General features: G+C 69.6%; 17 protein-coding genes. 10 read left to right on the top strand and 7 right to left on the bottom strand.

What is annotated here, in order from left to right:
* Positions 1-202 precede the first annotated feature (202 nt).
* Together CMC5_RS40300 and CMC5_RS40295 are read left to right on the top strand one after the other, a co-directional pair.
* Entirely contained in the window at positions 203-1,906 is a 1,704-nt protein-coding gene (locus CMC5_RS40300; protein WP_050435389.1) for a hypothetical protein, read from the top strand.
* Positions 1,903-4,032 (top strand): SWIM zinc finger family protein, encoded by a 2,130-nt coding sequence (locus tag CMC5_RS40295; RefSeq protein WP_050435388.1) that lies wholly within the window; start codon positions 1,903-1,905, stop codon positions 4,030-4,032. Before CMC5_RS40300 ends, CMC5_RS40295 begins: the two co-directional genes overlap by 4 nt.
* A 172-nt stretch (positions 4,033-4,204) precedes the next feature.
* On the opposite strand, the gene CMC5_RS48285 is transcribed toward CMC5_RS40295, so the two are convergent.
* A complete protein-coding gene (locus CMC5_RS48285) occupies positions 4,205-4,651 on the bottom strand; it encodes a hypothetical protein (RefSeq protein WP_245678156.1) in 447 nt (148 codons plus the stop codon).
* Between CMC5_RS48285 and CMC5_RS40290 the strand changes: the two genes are divergently transcribed.
* The 3 genes from CMC5_RS40290 to CMC5_RS43760 all read left to right on the top strand — a co-directional run bounded on the left by CMC5_RS40290 (position 4,644) and on the right by CMC5_RS43760 (position 8,942).
* Positions 4,644-6,053 (top strand): reverse transcriptase family protein, encoded by a 1,410-nt coding sequence (locus CMC5_RS40290; RefSeq protein WP_245678155.1) that lies wholly within the window; start codon positions 4,644-4,646, stop codon positions 6,051-6,053. The genes CMC5_RS48285 and CMC5_RS40290 overlap by 8 nt on opposite strands.
* A gap of 94 nt (positions 6,054-6,147) precedes the next feature.
* On the top strand, positions 6,148-8,418 hold the full coding sequence (locus tag CMC5_RS40285; RefSeq protein ID WP_082363282.1) for a prolyl oligopeptidase family serine peptidase: 2,271 nt from the start codon (positions 6,148-6,150) through the stop codon (positions 8,416-8,418).
* Entirely contained in the window at positions 8,418-8,942 is a 525-nt protein-coding gene (locus tag CMC5_RS43760) for an MmcQ/YjbR family DNA-binding protein (protein WP_082363280.1), read from the top strand. The genes CMC5_RS40285 and CMC5_RS43760 overlap by 1 nt, the downstream gene beginning before the upstream one ends.
* A 32-nt stretch (positions 8,943-8,974) precedes the next feature.
* Here CMC5_RS43760 and CMC5_RS40270 read toward each other — a convergent pair whose 3' ends face one another.
* The 4 genes from CMC5_RS40270 to CMC5_RS40255 all read right to left on the bottom strand — a co-directional run bounded on the left by CMC5_RS40270 (position 8,975) and on the right by CMC5_RS40255 (position 13,221).
* Positions 8,975-9,808 (bottom strand): class I SAM-dependent methyltransferase, encoded by an 834-nt coding sequence (locus tag CMC5_RS40270; RefSeq protein ID WP_050435384.1) that lies wholly within the window; start codon positions 9,806-9,808, stop codon positions 8,975-8,977.
* 225 nt (positions 9,809-10,033) lie between these two features.
* Positions 10,034-10,498, bottom strand: a complete 465-nt coding sequence (locus tag CMC5_RS40265) for a VOC family protein (RefSeq protein ID WP_050435383.1) — start codon at positions 10,496-10,498, stop codon at positions 10,034-10,036.
* A gap of 174 nt (positions 10,499-10,672) precedes the next feature.
* A complete protein-coding gene (locus tag CMC5_RS40260; protein WP_050435382.1) occupies positions 10,673-11,152 on the bottom strand; it encodes a hypothetical protein in 480 nt (159 codons plus the stop codon).
* A 14-nt stretch (positions 11,153-11,166) separates the two neighbouring features.
* A complete protein-coding gene (locus tag CMC5_RS40255; protein ID WP_050435381.1) occupies positions 11,167-13,221 on the bottom strand; it encodes an OmpA family protein in 2,055 nt (684 codons plus the stop codon).
* A gap of 136 nt (positions 13,222-13,357) precedes the next feature.
* On the opposite strand from CMC5_RS40255, the gene CMC5_RS40250 reads away from it, so the two are divergent.
* Positions 13,358-14,083 carry an SDR family NAD(P)-dependent oxidoreductase gene (locus CMC5_RS40250; protein ID WP_050435380.1) on the top strand — a complete coding sequence of 242 codons (726 nt, stop codon included), beginning with the start codon at positions 13,358-13,360 and terminating at the stop codon, positions 14,081-14,083.
* Between the two features lie 9 nt (positions 14,084-14,092).
* Entirely contained in the window at positions 14,093-14,884 is a 792-nt protein-coding gene (locus CMC5_RS40245; protein ID WP_050435379.1) for a class I SAM-dependent methyltransferase, read from the top strand.
* Between the two features lie 52 nt (positions 14,885-14,936).
* On the opposite strand, the gene CMC5_RS40240 is transcribed toward CMC5_RS40245, so the two are convergent.
* Entirely contained in the window at positions 14,937-16,667 is a 1,731-nt protein-coding gene (locus CMC5_RS40240) for a Kelch repeat-containing protein (protein ID WP_169796807.1), read from the bottom strand.
* Positions 16,668-17,503: 836 nt separating this feature from the next.
* On the opposite strand from CMC5_RS40240, the gene CMC5_RS40235 reads away from it, so the two are divergent.
* From CMC5_RS40235 to CMC5_RS40225, 3 genes are all read left to right on the top strand, one after another.
* Positions 17,504-17,686 carry a hypothetical protein gene (locus CMC5_RS40235; protein WP_050435377.1) on the top strand — a complete coding sequence of 61 codons (183 nt, stop codon included), beginning with the start codon at positions 17,504-17,506 and terminating at the stop codon, positions 17,684-17,686.
* A 306-nt stretch (positions 17,687-17,992) separates the two neighbouring features.
* Complete coding sequence (locus CMC5_RS40230) at positions 17,993-19,561, top strand: glycoside hydrolase 5 family protein (protein ID WP_050435376.1); 1,569 nt, start codon at positions 17,993-17,995, stop codon at positions 19,559-19,561.
* Between the two features lie 222 nt (positions 19,562-19,783).
* Positions 19,784-20,788: a formylglycine-generating enzyme family protein gene (locus CMC5_RS40225; protein ID WP_050435374.1), complete on the top strand. Its 1,005-nt coding sequence runs from the start codon at positions 19,784-19,786 to the stop codon at positions 20,786-20,788.
* Here CMC5_RS40225 and CMC5_RS40220 read toward each other — a convergent pair.
* The gene (locus CMC5_RS40220) at positions 20,749-22,398 is read right to left on the bottom strand and encodes a response regulator (RefSeq protein WP_050435373.1); all 1,650 of its coding nucleotides are present in this window, start codon (positions 22,396-22,398) and stop codon (positions 20,749-20,751) included. The two genes, CMC5_RS40225 and CMC5_RS40220, sit on opposite strands and share 40 nt — an antisense overlap.
* Between the last annotated feature and the right edge of the window lie 292 nt (positions 22,399-22,690).

Here is a 22,690-nt window from a genome sequence, read left to right as displayed (position 1 = left end):
TCTCTCCCAGCCCTCCCTCCTCTCCCACCGAGACAGGCTCCCCTCGTCTCTTCTCCCGCGGGGTGGCGCGCGTCGTGGAGTCGTCAGCACCGCCTCCTCGTCATCGTTGCGCTGCTGGCACCCCCCTGCGCAGGTGAGCCCGCCGCGGGCAGGCCACTTCCCTTGACCCGCCTGGCGATGGCTCCGTAGCATCTGCGCTCCCATGGGCGCACCGCGGGTCTCTTCGTCGCTCTTGCTCGATGACCTGTACCAGGCGGGTGACGAGCGATTCCTCGACGAGGTGCTCACCTCCACGGCGGTGCAGCAACTGAAGGCGCTGGTGCCCCTGTGGTACGCGAACGAGCGCCCCTTCGCGCGCCGCGCGCTCCTCCGGTACATCGACGACGGGTGCGATCGCCCGCACCACCGGCCCGTGGTGAAGCAGCTCTTCAAGCTCGCCGAGAAGCAGGGCGACGACGAGGTGATGGGCCATTTCCTCGTGGCCTTCGATCGGCTCATCGCGCGTCCCCCGCCGCTGCTGCTGCGTCGTCGCAGCAGGAGGGGGGGCAAGGCATCGTCCACGGGAGCGACGCCTCAGATCAAGCCGCCGGGGCGACTGTGGCCGAGCGAGAAGAAGGCGCCGCATTTCTCGATCGTGACGCGGGGCTACCTGCGGCGGCGGGCGACCCGTTACTTTCGCCTGATCGGCCGCACGGACCCGGAGCGCTACGGCCGCGCCATCCGGGCGGCGCTGTCCCTGTACGAGGACCCGCATCTCTCGACCGCGGAGCAGCTCCTCGACGCCTGGGGACTGATCCATGTCCTGTACCACGGCTCCACGCTCCTCGCGCGACGGCCCAGAGGGGTGGAGCTCGAGCCGAAGGCCACCATCGATCAGCTCGCGCCCGCGCCGATGATCCCGGAGGCGTGGGAAGACGTGTTCGACGACGTGCTCGCCCTCGCCTCGAAGGCGCCGAGCCGCACGGTGCGAGGCTTCGCGCTTCAGCTCCTCCGGCGCGACTACGACGCGGCGCTCCGGAGGCTCACCATCGACCAGGTGCGCGCTCTCCTCGCGAGCCCTCACGAAGACCTGCAGCTCCTCGGGGCCGAGTGCCTCCTCAGCGCGGCCGGCATCGAGTCCTTGTCCATCGAGGCCTGGCTCTCGCTGCTCCAGCTCGAGAACATCGACGTCCTCGCTGCGATCAGCGAGGCGGTGCAGCGTTACGTGTCGCCTGCGCGTCTGACCCTCACCGAGTGCGTCGAGCTGGCGTGCGCGCCGGCGGCACCCGTGGCGGAGCTGGGCCTTCGCTGGGCGCGGCAGAAGCAGGTGAAGACGGAGACGGAGCTGGAGACCGTCTTGCGCCTCGTCCGCGCTGGTGCTCCCCGGGTGCGCCAGGAGGCGGCGCGCTGGCTGTTCGAGGTGCTGACGTCGTCCCCCCATGCGCGCTCGACGCACGTCCGGGACCTGATCGACGCGGGCTACGCCGATGTCCGTGAGCAGGGGCTCGCCTTGCTCGGCGCGGACCCTCGCTTCCGCGACGACACCAGCCTGTGGACGGCGCTCGCCGAGACCCCTTACGACGATGTCCGCACCTTCCTGCTCGGGCACCTGACCGTGCGCCGCGCCGCCTTCTCGCCGGAGACCCTGCGCCACGTGTGGGCGACGACGTTGCTCAACGTGCACCGAGGGGCACGGGAGAAGCGTGCCGCCCTGAAGCTCCTGTCCGACCGCATCGTGGCGCGGCCCGAGGAGGCCGAGTCACTCCTTCCCTTGCTCGGCGTGACGCTGCGGAGCGTGCGACCTTCCGAGCGCCGCGCCGCCCTCGCCGCGGTGGCGCGGACGGCGTTCCGCGCACCCGCGCTGCGGGCGGCCATCCATCGGCAGCTCCCCGAGCTGCGACTGTTCAGCGAGGAGCTGAGCTCGTGAACGTCGAACTTCGCTACCTCGGCCACAGCGGGCTCCGGGAGATCGCTGGCGGAGCCGCGCTGAGCTTCGCGCCGAACCTCGCGCGCCCCAAGGTCTTCTTCGACAGCGCCCTGAAGCACCCGCTGAGCTTCCGCGAGGCGATGAGCGCGCTCCACGACGTGGTCATCGGCGACCTCAAGTCCCAGCCCAAGGACCGCAGCGCCTGGCTCGCCTGGAAGCAGCAGCAAGAACTCGACGAGGCGCAGCTCCGGAAGGACCTCTTCAAGTCGAGCCGGCGCGAGGAACTCTCGAAAATCGCGAGCGAACCGATCCCACCGGGCCTCGAGGCCGAGTTCCACAAGATGCACGGCATCTACTGGCGCGCCCGGAGGAAATGGGCGAGCGAGCTGGCGCTGAACGACCCGAGGCTCTTCCGTCACCTCGTGCCTTGCGATCCCGTGGTCACGGTCGCGCCCGACGTGGTGTTCTTCGAGTGTTTCTCCAAGGACGAGTCGAGCTACGGCTGCCTCTCGGTGGACCGAGACGCCTTCGAGGGGTCCCAGGAGGCAGGCCTCGGTACCACGAACGTCGACTACTCGATCGGCCTGTACGAGCACTTCCAGACGCTGCGGACCTACCGCGAGACCCGGCTGCTCGTGGATCCGACGGGCTTCGAGGTGAGCACCGAGGGCACGGCCGGCTTCCGTGAGGAGAAGATCGATCTCCCTCCCACCTGGCTTCGTGGCTTCGGCCAGATCCAGGCCGCCATGTGCCTGCCCTCGCGCCGCATCGACGTGCCGGTCGAGGCCGTCTACGCGATCCTGTCCCACCTGAAGCGGCACCGGGAGAAGACGGGCCCGCGCAGCTTGCGCTTCGAGCTGGTCCCGGGGCGCGCGCCGGTGATCTTCCTCGAACCCTGGGAGATCCCCGTCGTGTGCCGTGGCGTGGTCTGTCCGGACGAAGTGGACACCGCGCCCGCGCCTGCGCCTCACCCGAGCAGCTCGCTCGGACCGTACCGCTCTGCTCCGGTGCGACCCTCGAACGCGCTCCCCGAGGACAGGAGCCGCGGCCAGACCGTCTCGATCAAGGTCTGGGGGAGGCGCCGCCTGTTCGCCCTCGCGCGTCTTCTGCCGCTGGCAGAGCGCGTCGAGGTGCGCCTGCTCGGCTCGGGGTTGCCCAGCTTGTGGATCGTCCACATGCGCGGGATGCGGTTCACGCTCGCCCTCTCCGGCTGGACGGCCAACGACTGGAGCAGCGGCGCGAACCTGGAACTGATGGGGGGCGCCCTGCGCACCGACGCCCGCCTCACCGAGCGGGCCAGTGTGCAGCTCGAAGCCGTGCAGCGCGCGTCCTTCGGAGAGCTCGCGGCGGCGCTCGATGCGCCGAGCGACCAGCTCCTCGCCTCGCTGCACCGTCTGGCCAAGCAAGGTCAGATCATCTACGACCACGCCGCGCACTGTTACCGCTACCGCCAGGTCATGCCGGTCATCCTCTCGGAGGCGTTGCTCGGCCCCGAACACCCCGAGCTCACCGAAGGCATGGTCCTCGCCCGCGACGCCGTGCGCATCCAGCGGGACGAGCGCGTCGACGGCGCGCGGCGGGCCGTGGTCGCCACCGTCAAAGCGACGCAGTGCGAGGCCGTGCTCGACGGCGACGGCGCCTTGAAGAAGGGGAAGTGCTCCTGCTCCTACTTCCACAAGCACGCCCTGCGCGCCGGTCCCTGCCGCCACCTGCTCGCCGTGCGGCTCCACGTCTCGGGGACGCCCCTCCCGCCCGAGCTTCCCGTGAAGCGCGAACAGCCGCTGCTGCCCGTCGCCTTCCCACGCGCGACCCTGGAGGACATGGGCGCCGCGGCCCGGGCTGCGCGCAAGACGCTGGCCGACGTGTTCGACGAGACCTGGGAGGCCTCGTTCCAGCGCATCTTGGGCGCTCGCACGTGGGCCGACGCCGTGAAGCTCGGCGGTGGAGGAGATGCCCGTCTCATGCCCGCGCGGGTCGTGCACGACGTGGTGGAGCGGCCCTTGCCGATCGCCGCCGATGTGGCGACCGAGATCCGCCGTGTGGCCGATCGTTTCCAGGTCAGCCCTGCCGCCGTGGTGGGTCTCGCCTGGGTCGTCGCCCGACGGGAGGGAGGTCGCAAAGGATGAGGTTTTCGCGGTGATCGGCTAGGCTGCCGGTCGTCGCTAGCTTCCAGCCCTGCAAGGAGGTCCGCCCGCTCGAGCCCAACATACTGCGGCGTTCCGCCGTGGTGGCGTTCGTTCTCCCATGCATTCCCACCCCCGATTTGCTTTGGGCGCCTTGCGACCCCTGCAGCAAGACTCAGTCAACCGCCGATGGCGGTCCCTTGCCGCAGGGGTCACGGCGCCCTGGGTGATCGAGTGTGGTCGCGAGCGAGTCGTCGGGCGGGTGGGCCTCCTTGAAGGGCTGGAAGTGCTGAACGGGATCGAGATCGGCGAAGGCGGCGATGAGCTTCTGGAACAAGATCAAATCGCTCCTGGGCGTGGGAGCGAACGACGAACCTGCGGGCGAGAAGCAGCGCGACGAACCGGCTGACGGCGGCGATGGCCAGCGCGCCAGGACGAAGCCCGTCGTCACGGCGTCCTCCAGCGTGGCCGCGAAGTTCTCCGGCGCCTCGACGCCTTCCCCGCCTGCGCGGAAGCCTGCGACGACGCCAACGAGGCCGAAGACGACCGCCACGAAGCAGCCTGCGAAGGCAGCCCCACCGAACTCACCCCCGACGACCGGCGTCCTGTTGGGATTGAGCAAGGACGAGCTCCGCCAGCGCGCGCTCAAGATCGACCCGTATCGGACCGCGTGGATCGGCCGCGTCGACACCATCCCCCCGCAGAGCGACGAGCGCACCGCCCTCATCGACCGGGGCCTGATCCTCCGTGGCCTCCTCAGCGAGGAGCAGATCCAGGAGATTCACCGCGTCGGCGACCTGTGGCTCAGGCACCACGACGCGCTCCGGCTCGCCACGTCGAAGGCCGCGAAGACCGTGGAACTCGCGTTCGAGCAGATGAAGCGCGAGCGCGCCGAGCGCAAGGTGCAGAAGCAGCGCGAGGCCGCCGAACGCAGACGACGGCGCGTCGAGGACGTGGCCCGGCGTCGGGCCGAGGACATCATCTTCCTCGGCAGCGGCGTCTCCTCCCGGCTCGTCGACCGCCGCTCCCACATCGAAGCGCTCACCGAGCGTGGCCTGCCGCTCCTCTCCACCCCGGCCGACGTGGCACGGGCCCTCGGCATCTCCGTGCCCCGCCTGCGCTGGCTCTGCTACCACGGCGACGCCGTCGAGCGGCCCCACTACGTCTACTTCGAGGTCCCCAAGCGGTCCGGTGGCAAGCGGCTCCTCTCCGCTCCCCACGCTTCCCTCGCCCAGGCCCAGACGTGGATCCTCCGCTCCATCCTGGACAAGCTCCCCACCGAGAACCCGGCGCACGGCTTCGTGGCGGGCCGCTCCACCGTCACCAACGCGCGCGAGCACCTCGGCCGCGACATCGTCGTGAACCTCGACCTGCGCGACTTCTTCCCCACCATCACCTTCCCTCGCGCGCGCGGCGTCTTCCAGCGCGTCGGCTACTCCCCGGCCGTCGCCACGATCCTCGCCCTGCTCTGCACCGAGTGCCCTCGTCGCGAGGTCGACTACGACGGCCAGCGCTACTGGGTGGCCATCGGGGATCGCGGCCTGCCTCAGGGCGCCTGCACCAGCCCCGCCCTCTCCAACCAGGTCGCGAGGAAGCTCGACCGCCGCCTCGCTGGCATGGCCGCGAAGCACGGCTGGACCTACACCCGCTACGCCGACGACCTCACCTTCTCGGCACCCCCTGGAAAGCGCAGCGGGATCCCCATGCTGCTCGCCCGCGTCCGGCACATCGTCACCGAGGAAGGCTTCACCCTTCATCCCAGCAAGGGCCGCATCCAGCGCGCCGCGCGTCGGCAAGAGGTGACCGGCATCGTCGTGAACGACAAGCTCTCCGTCCCTCGCGACGAACTCCGGCGCCTGCGCGCCATCCTCCACGCCGCGAAGACCACGGGCCTCGAAGCGCAGAACCGCGAGCAGCGCCCCGACTTCGAAGCGCACATCCGCGGCAAGATCGCCTACGTCGCGATGGTCGACCCCGAGAAGGCGGCCCCGCTGCGCGCCGCGCTGGACGCCCTTCCCCGGTAGGCGTCGCGCCCGCCCCCGTCCGGAGCCCAGGTGCCGAAGCGCTTGCGCCACCCCTCCTCCTGCCCGAGGGTGGGCACCTCAGGAGCCCTCCCGCATGCACCGAACGCCCCGTCCCTGGATCGCCCGCGCCCTGCCCGTCTCGATCGCCTGCCTCACCGCCTGCTCCTCCCCGGCGGTCGCACCGCAGCCCCCGGTTGCCGCGTCTCCTGCTGCGACCGCGCAGACCGAGGCCTCCGCTTCGCGCGGCCTCGCCTATCCCCCGACCCGCACCGTCGACACCGTCGACACCTTCTTCGGCGTTCCGGTGCGTGACCCGTACCGCTGGCTGGAGGACGGCGCCTCGAACGAGGTCCAGGGCTGGCTCGCCGCGCAGGACGAGCTCACCCGCAAGCACCTGGACACCCTGCCGGGCCGTGGCGTCCTCCGCGAGCGCCTCAGCGCCCTCTCGTACCTCGAGCGCGTCTCTCCCCCGCGCAAGCGCGGCAACCGCGTCTTCCACACGCGCCAGGGGGCGACCGCAGAGCACCGGACCATCTACTGGCGCGACGCTGACCTCAGCCCCGCTCGACCCCGAGCCAAGGCCGACAGCGACGGTACACCCCACCCGGAGCGGACGCTGCTCGACGGCACCTCCCTGAGCGCCGATGGGAGCGTGGCCCTCGGCATCTGGGAGCCCTCGTGGGACGGCAAGACCCTGGCCTACGTCGTCCACCCCAACGGCGCCGACGCAGGTACCCTCCACGTGAAAGACGTCGCGACCGGCAAGGTCAGCGACATCGACGTCATCCCTGGCGCCAAGTACGCCGACCCCCAGTGGAACGCGAAAGGCGACGCCTTCTACTACGTCGCCCTCCCCACCGACCCCAAGATCCCCGCGGCCGATCTCCCCGGCCATTCCGAGGTCAAGCTGCACAAGGTGGGCACCCCGCCTTCCGAGGACAAGGTCGTCTTCAAGGCCACGGGCAACCCCGAGACCGAACTCGCGACGCAGATCTCCCGCGACGGCAGGTGGCTCATCGTGTCCGTCATCCGCGGTGCCAGCGTCATCGAGCTGCACGTGAGCGATCTGAGCAAGCCCGGCGCCTCCTGGATCCCGCTCGTCAAAGGCCATGACGGCACCATGGCCGCCGTCGCCTGGAAGAACCGCCTCTACCTCCAGACCACCGAGGGCGCGCCGAAGGGCCGCGTTTTCCGCATCGATCCCGCCCGCCCCGAGCGCGCTCGCTGGGAAGAGATCGTCCCCGAGGACAAGGAGGCCGTCCTGGAGAGCGTCCGCGTGATCGGCGGCCACCTCGCGCTCCAGTACCTCCACCGCGCGCAGAGCGAGGTCCAGCTCCGCACCCTCGACGGCAAGCCCACGGGCCGGGGCAAGGTCGCGCTCCCGGGCATCGGCTCGGTCTGGGGCGTGGCCGGCGAGCCGGACGACGACACCGCGTACGTCTACTTCACCTCGTTCACCACCCCCGGCATCATCCTCCAGCTCTCCGTCGCCAGCGGCGAGACCACCCCCTTCTACGCGGTGAAAGCGCCCCTCGACCCGGCCGCTCACGACGTCGAGCAGGTCTTCTACCCCTCCCGCGACGGCACCCAGGTCTCGATGTTCCTCGTCCGCCGCCGAGGCGCCCCGCGTGACCCCTCCACCCCCTTCCGCCTCAACGGGTATGGCGGCTTCAACATCAGCCTCACCCCCTCCTTCCAGCCCGACAAAGTCGCCTGGCTCGAAGCAGGGGGCGGCATCGCCATCCCCAACCTCCGTGGCGGCGGCGAGTACGGTGAAGCCTGGCACCAGGGCGGCATGCTCACGAAGAAGCAGAACGTCTTCGACGACTTCATCGCCGCCGCCGAATACCTGATCCAGAACGGCTACACCCGCCCCGAGCGCCTCGTCATCGACGGTGGCTCCAACGGCGGCCTCCTCGTCGGCGCTGCCATGACCCAGCGCCCCGAGCTGTTCCGCGCCGTGCTCTGCGCCGTTCCCGTGCTCGACATGATCCGCTTCCCGCTGTCCGGCGACGGCAAGACCTGGATCGCCGAGTACGGCTCGCTGGAGAACGAGGCGCACTTCAAGGCGCTCATCGGCTACTCCCCGTACCACCGCGTCAAGGCAGGCACCGCCTATCCAGCCGTCATGATGCTCTCGGCCGAGGCCGACGACCGTGTCCCGCCCTTGCACGCCTGGAAGACCATCGCAGCCCTTCAAGCCGCCACCACGAGCGGCCGTCCGGCGCTTCTTCGCATCGAGCCGAAAACAGGGCACGCCGGCGGTGACCGCGTGAAGGGACGGGTCGACATGTGGGCGGACGCCATGGCGTTTGCCCTGCACGCGATGGACGTCACCCCGGTCCTCGGCAAGACGACCCGCTGATGGCGACCCGGAAGACGCAGGTCGGCAGCGCGTCGAAGGCGGTCAGCAAGTCAGCCGCGGCCAGCAAGCCGAAAGCCGTCAGCACGCCGAGAGCGGCCAGGAAGGCCACCAGCAAGTCGGCGGCGACCTCCACCCGCTCCCCGGCCGCTTCGACCCCGCGCCGCGCCAGGAAGCCCCTCGACCTCACGGCCGTGCGCACGATCGCCCTCGCCTTTCCTGGCGCAGAGGAAGGCGTCTCCTACGGCACCCCCGCCTTCCGCAACCGCAAGAAGCTCTTTGCCCGCCTGCGCGAAGATGGTGAATCGCTCGTGGTCATGATCGACATCGAAGCCCGCGACGGCCTTCTCGACGCCGACCCGGCGACCTTCTTCATCACCGACCACTACCGGAACTACCCCTGCCTGCTGGTGCGCCTCGCGGTCGTCTCCACCGAGACCCTCCACGACCTCCTCGAACAGTCCTGGCGTCGCACCGCCTCCGCACGCCAGCTCCAGGCCCTCGGCGCCGCCAGCTCCCTGGCGTGACCCGAGCGACGCCTCCTTCCGACCCGGCGACTCTACTTCTGCGCCTCGATCATCAACGCCAGCCCGAACCGATTGCCAGCGAGCTGCACCAGCCGTCGCGGGTAGTACTCCCAGGCCAGCGCGTGCAGCCCTGAGGAGTACTTCGCGCTTCGCCTGAACGACAGCAGGTCCCCCGAGCAGAGCTGCGACCTGGCCTCCACCTTCGAGAACGACGAGAACAGCGTCAGCGCCTCCTCGCGCGTGTACGTCTTCGTCCCCGGGCTCTCCAGGTGATGGTACGCCGCCCAGCGCGGACTCTTCCACGGACGACCCTGCGCCGCGCAGTTCATCGCCCACACCATCCACACCGCCCAGGAGTGCAGGTGATAGACCATCACCCGCGCCGTCCCCCCTGGCTTCAGCACCCGGTGCACCTCCGAGACGGCCCGCACCGTGTGCGGGCTGTGGTGCAACACGCCGTACGAGTACACGAGGTCGAACGACGCATCCGCGAACGGCAGCGCCTCCGCGTCGGCCTGGATCACCGTGGCCGAGAGTCCCTCCAGCGAGAGCCGCTCGCGGGTCAGCATCACCCCGCGCTCGGTCAGATCGACCCCCGTCGCCTCTGCGCCATGACGCACCCAGTTGACGAAATCGGTCCCCGCTCCGACCCCCACTTCGAGCACCGACTTCCCTCGACCGCTCTCGAACTGCGCGAACAGCGGGATGTATGGCTCCCACATGTAGCGCTCCTGCTCGATCTGCTCGAAGAAGGCCTTGCGATCCTCCTCCGCGACGCCGCGCGTCCCGCAAGCCTCCTGCTGCCAGTGCGACTGCACGGCCTGCTTGCGTGACTCCAGCGCTTCTTCCGGGATCGCGGAGGGCATGCCTGGTTTTACCAGAGCCATCACCACCCCGCCCAGAGGGCGCGCGCGGCGTTCTCGGCTCCTTCAGAGCAGGAACGCCCCCGATCGCCGCACCTCGCGGCCTCACCCCTCGTCGCTGGACATCACGCCTTGGACATCACCCGCCGGACGTCGCGCCACCCGATGGCACGCAGTCGCCGTCGCCCGGGGGCGTCGTCCCTCCGAGGGCCCTGGGGAGGGCCTCGGCTACGTGAACAGCGCCTGGAAGCGCCGGTCCATCTCCTCGATGGAGATCACCTCGTTGCGCGCCTGGAACAGCCACACATGCCCGAACGGGTCCTCGACCTTGCAGGTCCGGTCGCCGTAGAACTCGTCCTTCGGCTCCTGAAGGATCTTCGCACCGGCCTCCTTGGCCCGACGACAGATCGCATCCACGTCTTCCACGTAAACCTGGATGCTCACCGACGTTCCCCCGAGCGACTGCGGGCCCACGATGTTCATCTCGGGGTACTCGTCGGCGAGGCTGAACCGCGCCCGCCCGATCATCATCTCGGCGTGCCCGAGCTTCCCGTCTGGCCCCACCAGCTTCATGACCTCCACGGCCCCGAACGCCTTCGCATAGAAGGCGAGCGCGTCGCTGGCCCCTCGCATGATCAGGTAAGGGATCGCGGACTCGTAGCCCTCGGGAATGGGACTCACATGGCTCGTCATGGACAGGCTCCTTTCCGGTGACCTCGCCTCACCCCTTCCGGAGAAGGCGGCACGCGCCGGACTCTAGGAACCGCCTCCGCGAGCGTCTTGTAAAAAAGTCCCTCTCTCCGGCTGCGCTCGTCTCATCGAGCCCGCCCGCAAGTCCGCTCACGTTTTGCAGAGCGGCTGGCCTGCTCAGGGCGTGCAGCGTGCCGAGAACGTGGGCGACGCGACCGGCGTCTGACCGTCCTGCAGCGAGTCCTGGATCGTCCCGGTGATCCGGATCCCGTTCGGGGTGCAGAGCGCATCCTCGGCAGACAGCGTCCCCGGATCGGTTGCGAACCTCAGCTCCACCCGCACGTCCTCGCCAGGGTCTACCTCCACCGGGTTCGCTGGCGACGCCGGCAGCGACGCCACCAGCGTCGTCGACTGATCGGCGTTCGTGATCGAGAAGCTGTTCAACGAGACCTCGCTCGTCCCGCTGGCCCGTGGCCCCAGGTGAAGATCGAGCGCGAAGGTCCCTTGCAACGAGACCCCGAGGGCCACCCGCTCGAGGGCCAGCTCGGGCGCCACGATCGAGGCGTCCACGAACACGGTGGGGTCGGTGTCGACACACCCCGCCGCGGCGCACAGGGACGCCGCGGCGAGCAGGGGAAGGAGGCAGGAGCGCGCCATGCGCGCAGGATAGCTCAGGGAGCCGGCGGCTTGACGCCCTTGTCGCGCGCGAGCTGGCAGCCCAGCTCCACCCCGGTGTCGCCCTTGTCGGACTTCACCACCTTGAACTCCACGCGCCGGTTCTTCTCCCACGCTTCCGCGTTGTGGGCTGCCTCGAGCGGGCAGTACTCGCCGTAGCCCATCGAGCGCAGCGAGTTCCGGTTCACCCCGCGCTGCACCAGCGCCTCCACGACCGACTTCGACCGCGCCTCGGTCAGCCGCAGGTTCGTCAGGTCGTTGCCGCGCTCGTCGGCGTGCCCCTGCACCTCCACCAGCGTGAACTCCGGATGCGCCTTCAGCGTCGTCGCCACCGCATCGAGGATCCCGTTCGACTCCGGCAGGATCTTCGCGCTGCCCGTCTCGAAGTTGATCTTCTCCAGGATGAGGATGTTGTTCTCCTCCACGATGACGCCACCCCGATCCGGGCAGCCGTCTTCGTCATCCTTCCCGTTGAAGGTCTCGGGCTCGTTCGGGCACTGATCCTTCACGTCGGGGATGCCGTCGTTGTCGTTGTCCGGATCGGGGCACCCGTCCTCGTCCTCGAACCCGTCCTTGTCCTCCGGATCGTTCGGGCACTGATCGACCTTGTCCGGGATCCCATCCTTGTCGTTGTCCGGATCGGGGCAGCCGTCCTTGTCCTCGAACCCGTCGCGATCCTCCGGCTCGTCCGGGCACTTGTCGCGCGAGTCGAGGATCCCGTCCCCGTCCCGATCGCCATCGTTCCCCTCGGGGCAGCCGTCCTCGTCCTCGTCCCCGTCCCGGTCCTCGGGGTTGTTGGGGCAGCGATCGTCGATGTCCGGGATGCCGTCGTTGTCGTTGTCCGGATCCGGGCACCCGTATTTGCCGGGCGGCGAGTCGCTCTTCGTGTCCTGGAAGCCGTCGAAATCCTCCGGCTCGTCCGGGCAGTCGTCCTCGTCGTCCTTGATCCCGTCGCCGTCCCGGTCCCCGATCGACGGCTCGAACACGAACCCGATCGTCCCGCGCAGCCCCGCCGACTGGAACCCCGGCAGATACCCGAGGCCCGCGCCCAGCATCAGGAAGCTGTTCCGCTCGATGAACAGCTTGATCCCGCCCAGCGCCTCCGCGCTCAGCCGCTGCTTCGCCGCGCTCCGGCCCCCCACCAGGTACGTCCCGTAGCTCTCCGCCACGAGGTCCAGCGGCCCCAGCACCCGCAAGCTCACTCCGAGCCCGCCCGTCACCAGGTTCCCGTACTCCAGCTCCCCGTTCTCGAGCTGCGGCGTCCCGTCGGGCCGCAGTCCGAACGCCGCGTTCGCCCCCGTGTGCCCGCGGAAGCCCACGTTCGCCCCGATCCGGAACATGCTCGTCGAGCCGAAGTGCCGCTCGATCACCACCTGCGGCCAGTACCAGAACCCCGGCTCCGCGCTCAGATCCGCGCTCCCGCCCACCCCGTAGCCGGCCTGCGCGATGATCGACAGCCCGATCGGGTCCGACGCCGGCCGGAGCAGCCGCAGCTTCACGTGCAGCGCCAGGTTGCCGAGCGCCTGCGCCTCCGCGTCGTCGTCGTTGTACGTCCGCCCCGTCGGCCCGATCCCCTGGATCGCGTCGCCGCCGCTCAGCACCACCGGCGCCGACAGACCGACCGTCAACCAGTTCGCGATCCCGTAGTTGAACTGGAACGTGCCCTGGAACGCATGCTTGATCAGCGCATCCGTGTCGTTCGGGTTCGGCGCGAGCGGCACGAGGCCGTGCCCGTAGTCGATGATCAGCCCCAGGCTGATGTCGTTGGCGCCCAGGATGTCCGCGCCGTTCACCCCGAAGAACCCCTTCGAGTCGACCGACGGCCGGAACAGATGGAGGTCCATCCCGTCCCCGTTCCCCGTCGTCCCGCCGGCCCGGGTCGGCGAGGTCTGCGCCGCCGCCTCGCTGGCGGGGACCAGCAGCGCGCCGAGACCGACCAGCGCTGCAGCGAGAGAGAGCGAAAGACCACGGAAGGCCCGCCCGATGCGCCCGGACGAGTGCAGCGCGGGCGAGCCAGAGTCGCTCCAGTGCGAGCGGGAGAGAACCGTCATGGCATCCTCGGTTGGGGGCGGTCGCGAGCCTGCCGATAGGCCACGCCGAGATCCCCTCCGCCGGGCGTACCATCCGCTGAATTCTCCTGTCAAACAGCCCGTCGCTCCGAGTGCACCTCCGGGTAACGTGCAGCGCATGGCACAGACGACGAAGGGCTCGACGATCGTGGTCACCGGCGCCGCTGGAGCGCTGGGCGAAGGGGTGGTGCGCTCGCTCGTCGCGCGGGGACACCGCGTCGCCGCCGTGGCCAGGGCCTCGTCCGAAGCGCGCCTCCGCGCGCTGGAAGCGGAACTCGGCGACGCCTGCGTAGGCTTCTCGGCGGACGTCGCATCCATCGATGACTGGACGGCCCTCCTGCGCGACCTCACCTCGCGCCTCGGCACCCCCACGGGCGCTGCCCTCGTCGCCGGCGGCTGGACGGGCGGCTTCCCCCTCCACGAAGCCCAGGGCGACGCCTCCTACCGCACCCTCCTCGCCCAGAACCTCGACACGGTGCGCACCTCCCTTCACGCCTTGCTCCCGGGCATGGTCGCCGAGCGCCGCGGCAGCATCGTCGTCGTCGGCGCGCGCCCCTCCCTCCGCCCCGAGCTGGGCGCCGGCATGGCCGACTACACCGCCACCAAGGCCGCCGTCGTCGCCCTCGCCCAGGCCGCCGCCGCCGAGGTGCTCCCGCACCACGTCCGCATCAACGCCATCCTCCCCACCACCATCGACACCCCCTCGAACCGGCAGGCCATGCCCGGCGCCGACGTCACCACCTGGGTCAGCATCCCCTCGCTCGCCGGCGTCGTCGCCTTCCTCCTCTCCGACGAAGCCCGCGACATCTCCGGCGCCGCCATCCCCGTCTACGGCCGCGCCTAGGACGCCCCCATGCGCATCGATTTCGGCCGGACCGCCAGGGACTACGCCCGTCACCGCGTCGGCTTCCCCGCGTCCCTCTTTCCCCGCCTCGCCGACCGCCGCGTCGGCCTCCTGGGCCAGAAGATCCTCGACCTCGGCACCGGGACCGGGGCCCTCGCGCGCGGCTTTGCGACCCGCGGTTGCAGCGTCACCGGCGTCGACATCGCCCCCTCCCTCCTCGCCGCTGCCGCTCGCCTCGACGAAGAAGCCGGCGTCGCCGTCGCCTACGTCGCCTCCCGCGTCGAAGAACTCCCCTTCCCCGACCAGAGCTTCGACGCCGTGACCGCCGGCCAGTGCTGGCACTGGTTCGATCGCGCTGCTGCCCTCGCCGAAGCCCGGCGCGTCCTGCGCCCTGGCGGCGCCCTCGTCCTCGCCACCTTCGACTGGCTCTCCTTGCCCGGCAACCCCGTCGAGGCCACCGAAGCCCTCATCGAGCGCCACAACCCGACGCAGCCGAAGCCGCACATCCAGTTCGGCCACACCACCGGCATCTACCCCCGCTGGACCCGCGACCTCGACGAAGGCGGCTTCGTCGGCGTCGAGACCTTCTCCTACGACCACCCCGTCGCCTACTCCCACGAAGGCTGGCGTGGCCGCATCCGCGCCAGCCAGGGCGTCGGCGCCTCCTTGCCCGACGAGGAGGTCACGCGCTTCGATGCCGAGCTGGCCGCCCTCCTCCGCGAGCGCTTCCCCGAAGATCCGCTGACCATCCTGCACCGGGTCTTCGTGGCGATGGGCCGCTTGCCCGAGGCGTCGGGATGAGCCGCGTCACCTGAACGAGCGTGCGGCGGGACGTGGGCTGGATGCTTGAGCGTCAGAGATTGTTGTAGATCACCGTCGAGCTGAGCGGCTCGAGGTAAGAGAGCCACCGGCCGCCTGTGAACAGCACTTTCGACGACGAAGGACCGAGCGACGTGGCGGTATGGTGCCCGCGTTCCGGACCTGGATTCACGGGAGAGGAAACCTGTTCCGTCAACCCATGGAAGAACATGTTCTTCCTGTTGACGTCGAGCCCTCCGTAGGCAAGCGACACACGCCAACCACCTGCGACAAAAGCAGCTCCATTTGGCATGGAAATCACCGTGGCCCCGAGCAACCCACCCGCGAACGTGACACCGGACGCGAGAGACCAGGTGTTTGTGGCAGGGTTATAGATCTCTCCCTGCTGCTTCTCGTCCGGATAGGGCAGGTCCCATTCGCCCCCGAGGACAAGAATGCGGCCGTCGGAGAGCAAGGCAGCACGGACGTCGGAGTGCTCACGCAAGCTGGTCGTCGGAGCAGACCAGCTATTCGTGAGCGGATCATAGAGCTGGGCCACGTTACGCCGCAGCACGAACACCTTCCCCGAACTGACGCGCAGCGCGATGGTGGCATCGCTGAACGCCATCGAAGCCCCTGCCGTCCAGGCGTTGGTCGCGGGGTCGTAGATCTCGGGAACACTGTCGCCGCCGCCAGCCACGAAGACCCTGCCGTTCGTCAGGAGCGTTGCGCCATGGCACGAGCGCGATTTGACCATGGCACCCGTCATCGCCCACGTATTGGTCGCAGGATCGTAGACCTCGGCGCTACCGCCCCCAGCGACGAGCACCCTCCCGTTGGACAGCAATGTCGCCGTCTGGGCTCCGTGGGCGAAGTTCATGTCGGCCCCGACCGACCAGCTGTTGAAAAGCGGATTGTACAGCTCGACGCTCCGCATTCCGGATTCTCCGCCAGCGACGAGGACGCGCCCGTCGTTCAGCAGGGTTGCAGTGTGCTCGGCGCGCGCCTTGTGCATGGGCGCTGAAGCCGTCCAGGAGGGATCGATGAGCACCTCGTCACCGCGCACGTCGTCGACACGCAAGGTGATGTGCGTGCCATCGACGCCGAGCTGCGCGGGAATCTCCCTCCCACCCGCAGCGTATGCGGCCGGCGCGGACACCCACAGCCGCGCCACACCATCGGCATCGTCGAGCCGAACGGCATTCCCCTGGAGGGTCATGGCCGCAGCTCCCTCGACCTGCCATGCCGCGACGATCTCTCCCGAGCGCACCACACCAGGAGCGAGGTGCAGCCACTCCTCCACCCCCTCGGGCGTGGCGGTCCAGTACGACGTCCCGCCGGCGCGTGCATAGGCGATCGCGCGATCGGTGGGCCGCCCGTCGCCGTCCATGTGGAGCGCCCGCACCCGCACCGCGAAGCCCTCGGGATCGCTGACGAGGATGGCCTCCGTCCCGGAGCGTGGGAGGTGGGCCTCGGCGCGAAGGAGGCCATCCGGTCGAGGCGTTCGGGAGACGAAGCCCCCCGCCGTGATCTCGAAAGCACGGCTGTCGCGCGCTCCGAGGACGCGGACGGCCTGCTGCCGGAAATGCAGCCGAAGACCCGCGGTCGCTGCTTCATCGCGGGTTGCGCCAGGGTCGTGCGTCCTGTCCTCGGACGCCTCGTTTGCGCCACGTTCCAGAAGAACGTCGCTCTCTTCGGCATCCACCGCCAGGCACGACACCCCGACGGCCGATCCCAGCATCATCGACAGCCATGAACCACGACCCATGCGTGCGCGAAGCTGCATGCTCATCTCGTCCCCCTCATTCCTCGAAGCCAATCTCGCCACCCCGTGACGTGTGTCGTCCGCATCCGCGCGCGATGGCTCCACGGCGCTCGGACGCCGTGCAACCCTAGCTCGCGAGGCTGCGTGGGGCTCGTGCAGCGCATGAGGGGGCGGAGCCGTGCATCGGGTGCGTACCGAACGTCAGACGACGCGCCGGACCCCTCTTCCTTCCAGCGCTTTCCCGTCGGCTGCTGCGTCGACGTCGAAGACGACACGCCGTGTGGGACACCGTCGCAGACCACTGCGCCTGCGCTCGGCGCGTGCGGTCAGGCCGTCTCGCGCACGGACTTCGAAACGTGCGCGTCGCCTCGGTCGCGTGGGCCCCTGTCTGTCGTGCAGGATCCTGCCCGTGGCGATGTCGCCGCCCCAGTAGACGGCGGCGGGCACGCTCGACTTGAGGAAGCAGACGGCATGCGGCCCGAGTCCCACAGGACCGTGCGGTCGGGCGCATAGACCACGGTGTTGCCGTCGAAAAGGAAAGCCTCACGGCCCGGGACGAGCCGCGCCGGGGCGATGACGCCGCGAGGGTCGGGAGAGCAGGTCGGGCGAGGGTTGCGCGACTCGGGCGGGGACGGCTCAGGCCCAGGGCACCCGAACTCTCCAGCTTTGTCCTCGGCAACACGGCCCCACTTCGCGTCCCGGACCACGCGGTGGGGGCGTCGGCGCTGCCACGTGCGCTCTGGAATCCCCGAGAACCCCGCCACAACGTTGACGCCTGCGCGGATTCTTGTCAGAGGTGACGTCTGCCGCCTGGACGGCATCCGCCCCGCCGACGGGTCGGAACCACGGAGGATGTGATGAGCGCGACGAATGAGCTTGAGGACAAAAGCTGGAGTGCGGTCAAGCTCGTGGGTCTCGGCGCGGTGACCCTGGTCGTCGTGTTCACGATCCTCTTCTCGATCTCGCCCTTCACCCCGAAGCTCGTCTTCAACCCCAGCCCCTGGGGTCACCTGAAGCCCCCGATCGAAGCCGGCAAGTAGCCGCTTCCCCCGGGCACCGCACGGGCGCGCCCGACGCCGCGAACGACCCCACCAGGGCACCTCCCTGCGTGGGGTCGTGTGCTTTGTCGTCTGCCATCGACGAGGATGAACCATGCCCTCTCCTCCTGCATCTCGATCGCGAACCGTCGAAGCAACAGCCCCGAGCCTCTTCATCTCTGCCGAAAGATTGGCGTCCCATCCGATGGCGCATGCCGAGGAACACGACGTCTACGGCTGCGGTTCCGACGGCGTTCGAAGCCGGGGCTCGGATACACTCCCGCCATCGCTTCATCGGAGGTCCCCGACATGCACCGACGCGCCCTCTCTCTGATCCTTGCGGCTGGCCTGCTTTCTCTCGCGGGAGCGTGCGGCGGAGACGACGGTGGCAGCGGCGGCAGCGGCGGCGCTGGAGGCACGGGTGCCAGCGGCGCAGGCGGCCCTGGAGGCGCAGGCGGCCAAGGTGGCAACGGTGGCGGCGACCCCAGTGGCCTCGGCGGACCCTTCCGCTACGGCATCAACTTCGGTTACCCCAACAGCGGCTGGAACGACGCCATCTTCGCCGAACTCGCCCGCGACGCCGGCGCCAACGGCGCGCGCCTCAAGCTCTCCGAGACCCACCTCGACACCTGGGGTTACGAGATCGAGGTCGGCGACATGCAGGCCTATGCCTCCATCGGCATGAGCCGCCACGCCGCCTTCCTCATCGGCCCCACCGCCGAGCACTCCACCGCCCCGGCTGGCACCCCGGACTGGCAGCTCGACCAGTACATCCCGAAGGGCCTCTACGAGCCCATCACCTTGCCCGACGGCACCATCAACCCTGCGAACCCCTGGGCCACGTACGTCTACGAGACCGTCAGCGTCTACAAGCCCTGGGTCGACACCTGGGAGGTCTGGAACGAACCCGACTGGGTCGCCGACTGGCAGTTCACGCAGACCTGGTGGGATCAGCCGCCGACGAAGGAGCAGCTCGTGCGCTTCAACGGCTCCATCTTCGACTACGTGCGCATGCTCCGCGTCACCCACGAAGCCGCGCGCAAGGCCGACCCCGCAGCGAAGATCGCGCTCGGCGGCATCGGCTACCCGAGCTTCCTCTCCGCCGTGCTCCGCTACACCGACAACCCCGCGGGCGGCGCCGTCTCCCCCGAGCACCCCGAGACCGGCGCCGCGTACTTCGACGTCGTGAGCTTCCACTACTACCCCATCTACACGCCGGGCAGCTCCGACCGCGGCGCCGAGGGCTTCCTCCGCCTGCGCGACGAGATGGCCACCGAGCTGTCCAAGGCCAACGTCACCGGCAAGCGCTGGATCGTCACCGAGACCGGCGCCCCTCGCCTCGTCGTCGGTAGCAACCCGGGCGGCGCCGAGTACGCCCGCAACTACCTGCTCAAGGCCATGGTCTTCGCGCAGGCCGCGGGCATCGAGGGCGTGGACTGGTTCGTCCTCGGCGACGGCGCCGCCGACGACAACACGAACGACCCCTATGGTCTGATGGGCCTCTACCGACACCTCGGCACGCTGAGCACCCCTGGCCAGGCCCAGCTCACCGACAGCGGCCAGGCCTACCGCACCCTCGGCGGTTTGCTCGACGGCGCCCGCCACGACCCGGCCACGACCGCCGCGCTCGCCTTGCCCGACGACGTCGGCGGCGCCGCCTTCCAGATCCTCGACGGCCGTCAGGCCTTGGTCCTGTGGGCACGCACCGGCAACGCCGGCGAAACCGCCAGCGCGAGCTACACGCTGACCACCTCCCTCTCCTTCGCAGGACACCGCTGGGACTACAGCCGCACACTGGACGTCGACACGCACACCCCCGTCGACGGCAAGATCGCCCTGACCCTCGACGCCTCCCCGCAGATCTTCGTCGAGCAGTGACCCGCCCGACGCCACCTCGCATCCGCCCCGCCTGACCCGCCCGACGCCACCTCGCTCCAGGCCATCGTGAGCGCTCCGACGTCTCCTCGCGTCAGCGCGTTCGGCGCGGCTTCTTTGCCTCGCTCGGACCGCGCGCACTACGCTCCTCCGCGCTGAACAGTTCTTTCGCCGCCTGTTCATGGCCTCTGCTCCCGTAGTCCCTGGCGGCGTCCCCGAGCCAGCATGTCCAGGCCAGCGCTTCGCCCTTACAAGTGCATCCTTCCCTTGCTCGTCGCCCTCTCGGCGCGCGCCTGCGCGCCGGCCGGTGGCGGCACGCCGCCCGCAGCCATCGCGAGCGAGCCCGAGGCGGCGACCCCGCCCGTCGAACCTCCAGAAGCGCCCGCGCCACCAGAAGCGCCCGCGTCTCCCGAAGCCCGGCCCGCTCTACGCGACCCCGCAGCGCCCTCGGCCGAGGCCCCCGTCGAACCGACGCCCGCCCTGCTACCCACCGACGACAGCGCTCTCGCCGACGACGCCGACGACCCCGCCTGCGCAACCGGCATGGCCCTCGTCGCGGGCAGCGCCTGCCTCGCGCCCGAGCAGCGCTGCGTGGAATACCAGACCATCCCCGGCGCGCCGCCCGGCAAGCAGACCGGCCACTGCCTCCGCTACGCCGAGCGCGTGACCTGCTTCGAAGACCGCCGCCGCCCCATGCGCTTCTGCATGGATCGCTACGAGTGGCCCAACCGCCGCGGCGACAAACCCCGCGTCCTCACCTCCTGGGAAGAAGCGCGCTCGCTCTGCGCCTCCGCGGGCAAGCGCCTCTGCACCGAAGCCGAGTTCAACTTCGCCTGCGAGGGCGAGTCGATGCGCCCCTACGTCTACGGCCATGCCCGTGACGCCACGCAGTGCAACTTCGACCGCCCCTACCGACCCCGCACCTTCGTGTTCACCCCGTGGGAGCGCTGCATGGAGGACGAAGCCTGCCGCGCCGCCTTCGACGCCATCGATCAGCGCCTGCCCGCCGGCGCGCTCGCCACCTGCCGCTCCGACCACGGCGTCTACGACCTCATCGGCAACGTGAACGAGTGGGTCATGCGCCCCGACGAGCGCACGCCCCACCGCTCGGGCATCAAGGGCGGCTGGTGGGGGCCGGTCCGCGCCCGCTGCCGCCCCACCGTCACCTTCCACGACGAAGGCGACTACGGCTACGAGGTGGGCTTCCGCTGCTGCGGCGACGCGGGCTGAACGCCCAGCGAGGGCGACGACGGCTGGCGCCGTGGCACCGCACGCAGGAGCGCTTGCAGCCGCTCCAGATCCGCCGGCTTGGAGAGGTGCTCGTCGAAGCCCGCCCTGAGCGCGCGCTCGCGGTCCTCGGGCCGACCGTAGCCGGTGAGCGCGATGAGGTAGATCGCCCTCACCCCGGACGCAGGCACCGCGGCCGTGTTCGACGCCGCGCGCACCTGCCTGGCCAGTTCGAAGCCATCGAGCAAGGGCAGACCGATGTCGATGATGGCCGCATCGTGGTTCCCCGAGCGGATCGACTGCAGACCCGCCTCGCCATCGTGCGCCACGTCGACCTCGTAGCCGGCGAGCTGGAGCGCCGCCTGCATCAAGGTGCACGCATCGACGTTGTCGTCGACGAGCAGGACCCGGCGCGGCCGGACCGGCTCGCGGAGCTGGCGACCCAGGCCGCCCTCGCCAGCGCTCTGCCTCGAAGCGTCCGCGGAGAGCAAGGGCAGCTCCACCACCAGCTCCGAGCCCGCTCCGAGCCCCTCGCTCCGCGCCAGCACCGAGCCATCGTGCAGCGCGACCAGGCGGTTGACCATGGTGAGCCCGATTCCGAGCCCGCCCGCCGAGCGCGCGAGGCTCGCACCATCCACCTGGAAGAAGAGATCGAAGATGGCCTGGAGGTGCTCGGGGGCGATCCCGATGCCCGTGTCGCGGATCGTGACGACCGCCCTCGGCTGCTCACCCTCGCCCTGCTGATCGGCGGTGACGAAGATCCTCCCGCCCGCTGGCGTGTACTTGGAGGCATTCGTGAGCAGGTTGCAGAGGACCTGCTCGATCCGCGTGGCGTCTCCGTTCATCCAGAGCGGCTGTGCCTTCACGGTGACCGTCAGCTCCTGACGGTTCCTGCTGATGGTCGAGTGCATGGCCGTCGCCGCGTTCTCGATGGCCGTCACCAGATCGATGCGCTCTTTCAGAAGCTCGATCTTGCCCTGCGTGATGCGCGAGACGTCGAGCAAGTCGTCCACGAGCCGGGTCAGGTGGCGCGCTTGCCGATCGATGGTGCTCGCGATCTTGCTCGCGCGCTCTCCGGGCGAGAGGCACAGCGCGAGGAGCTGTGTGCCCGTCAGGATCGCCGACAGGGGGTTGCGCAGCTCGTGCCCGAGCATCGCCAGGAACTCGTCTTTCCTGCGGTCGGCGGCGAGGAGCTGCTCGGTACGATCGCGGGCCTCCTGCTCGTGGTGCCGGATGCGCAGGAGCGACTCGATGAGCGCGATCATCTCGACCGGCTCGAAGGGTTGCGTGAAGTAAGCGTTGGCGCCGCTCTCGATCCCCTCGGCCTTCTTGCCGCTGGTGACGAACATGGCCGAGGTCATGAGGACCGGGATGCTCGCCGTCTTCGGGTTCGCGCGGAGCGCCCGGCAGACGTCGTAGCCGCTCTGGTCGGGGAGCTTGACGTCGATGATGACGAGGTGAGGCACGCGCTCTTCGGCGAGCTTCAGCCCTTCGGCGCCATCGCAGGCTTCGATGCTCTTGTAACCATGGGTCTCCAGGATGCGGGAGATGAGGTAGCGACTGGCGTCGGTATCATCGATGGTGAGGATGAGGACGCGCGACTTGTCGAGCATGGTCTCCCCGTCATAAGCAATGGGATGGGATGCCCCGAGGACGCCCCTCTGCGAGGAGGAGTCCTCTGGTTCGTGGTCCGCTGCGCTGGTTGTCGTGATGTGACCTCCTCGGGTGGGGTGGGCGGATACTCCGGTTGCGCCAGATCCTTCGGGTTGGAGTGCAGTAAATCTATTGAGGTCGAACGGGCTCCCTGATCGGGGGACTCAGGAGCCATGACTCAGGATTGACCTGAAGTTGTGACGCGCCGCGATGAGTGCGTCGCGGCGAGCGCGCACAACGGGCCGCGCTTCG

It is taken from the genome of Chondromyces crocatus (genome assembly GCF_001189295.1).
Classification (GTDB): domain Bacteria; phylum Myxococcota_A; class Polyangia; order Polyangiales; family Polyangiaceae; genus Chondromyces; species Chondromyces crocatus.
Note: the sequence above shows the minus strand (reverse complement) of the source record. Positions and strands in the feature narration are given on the sequence as shown.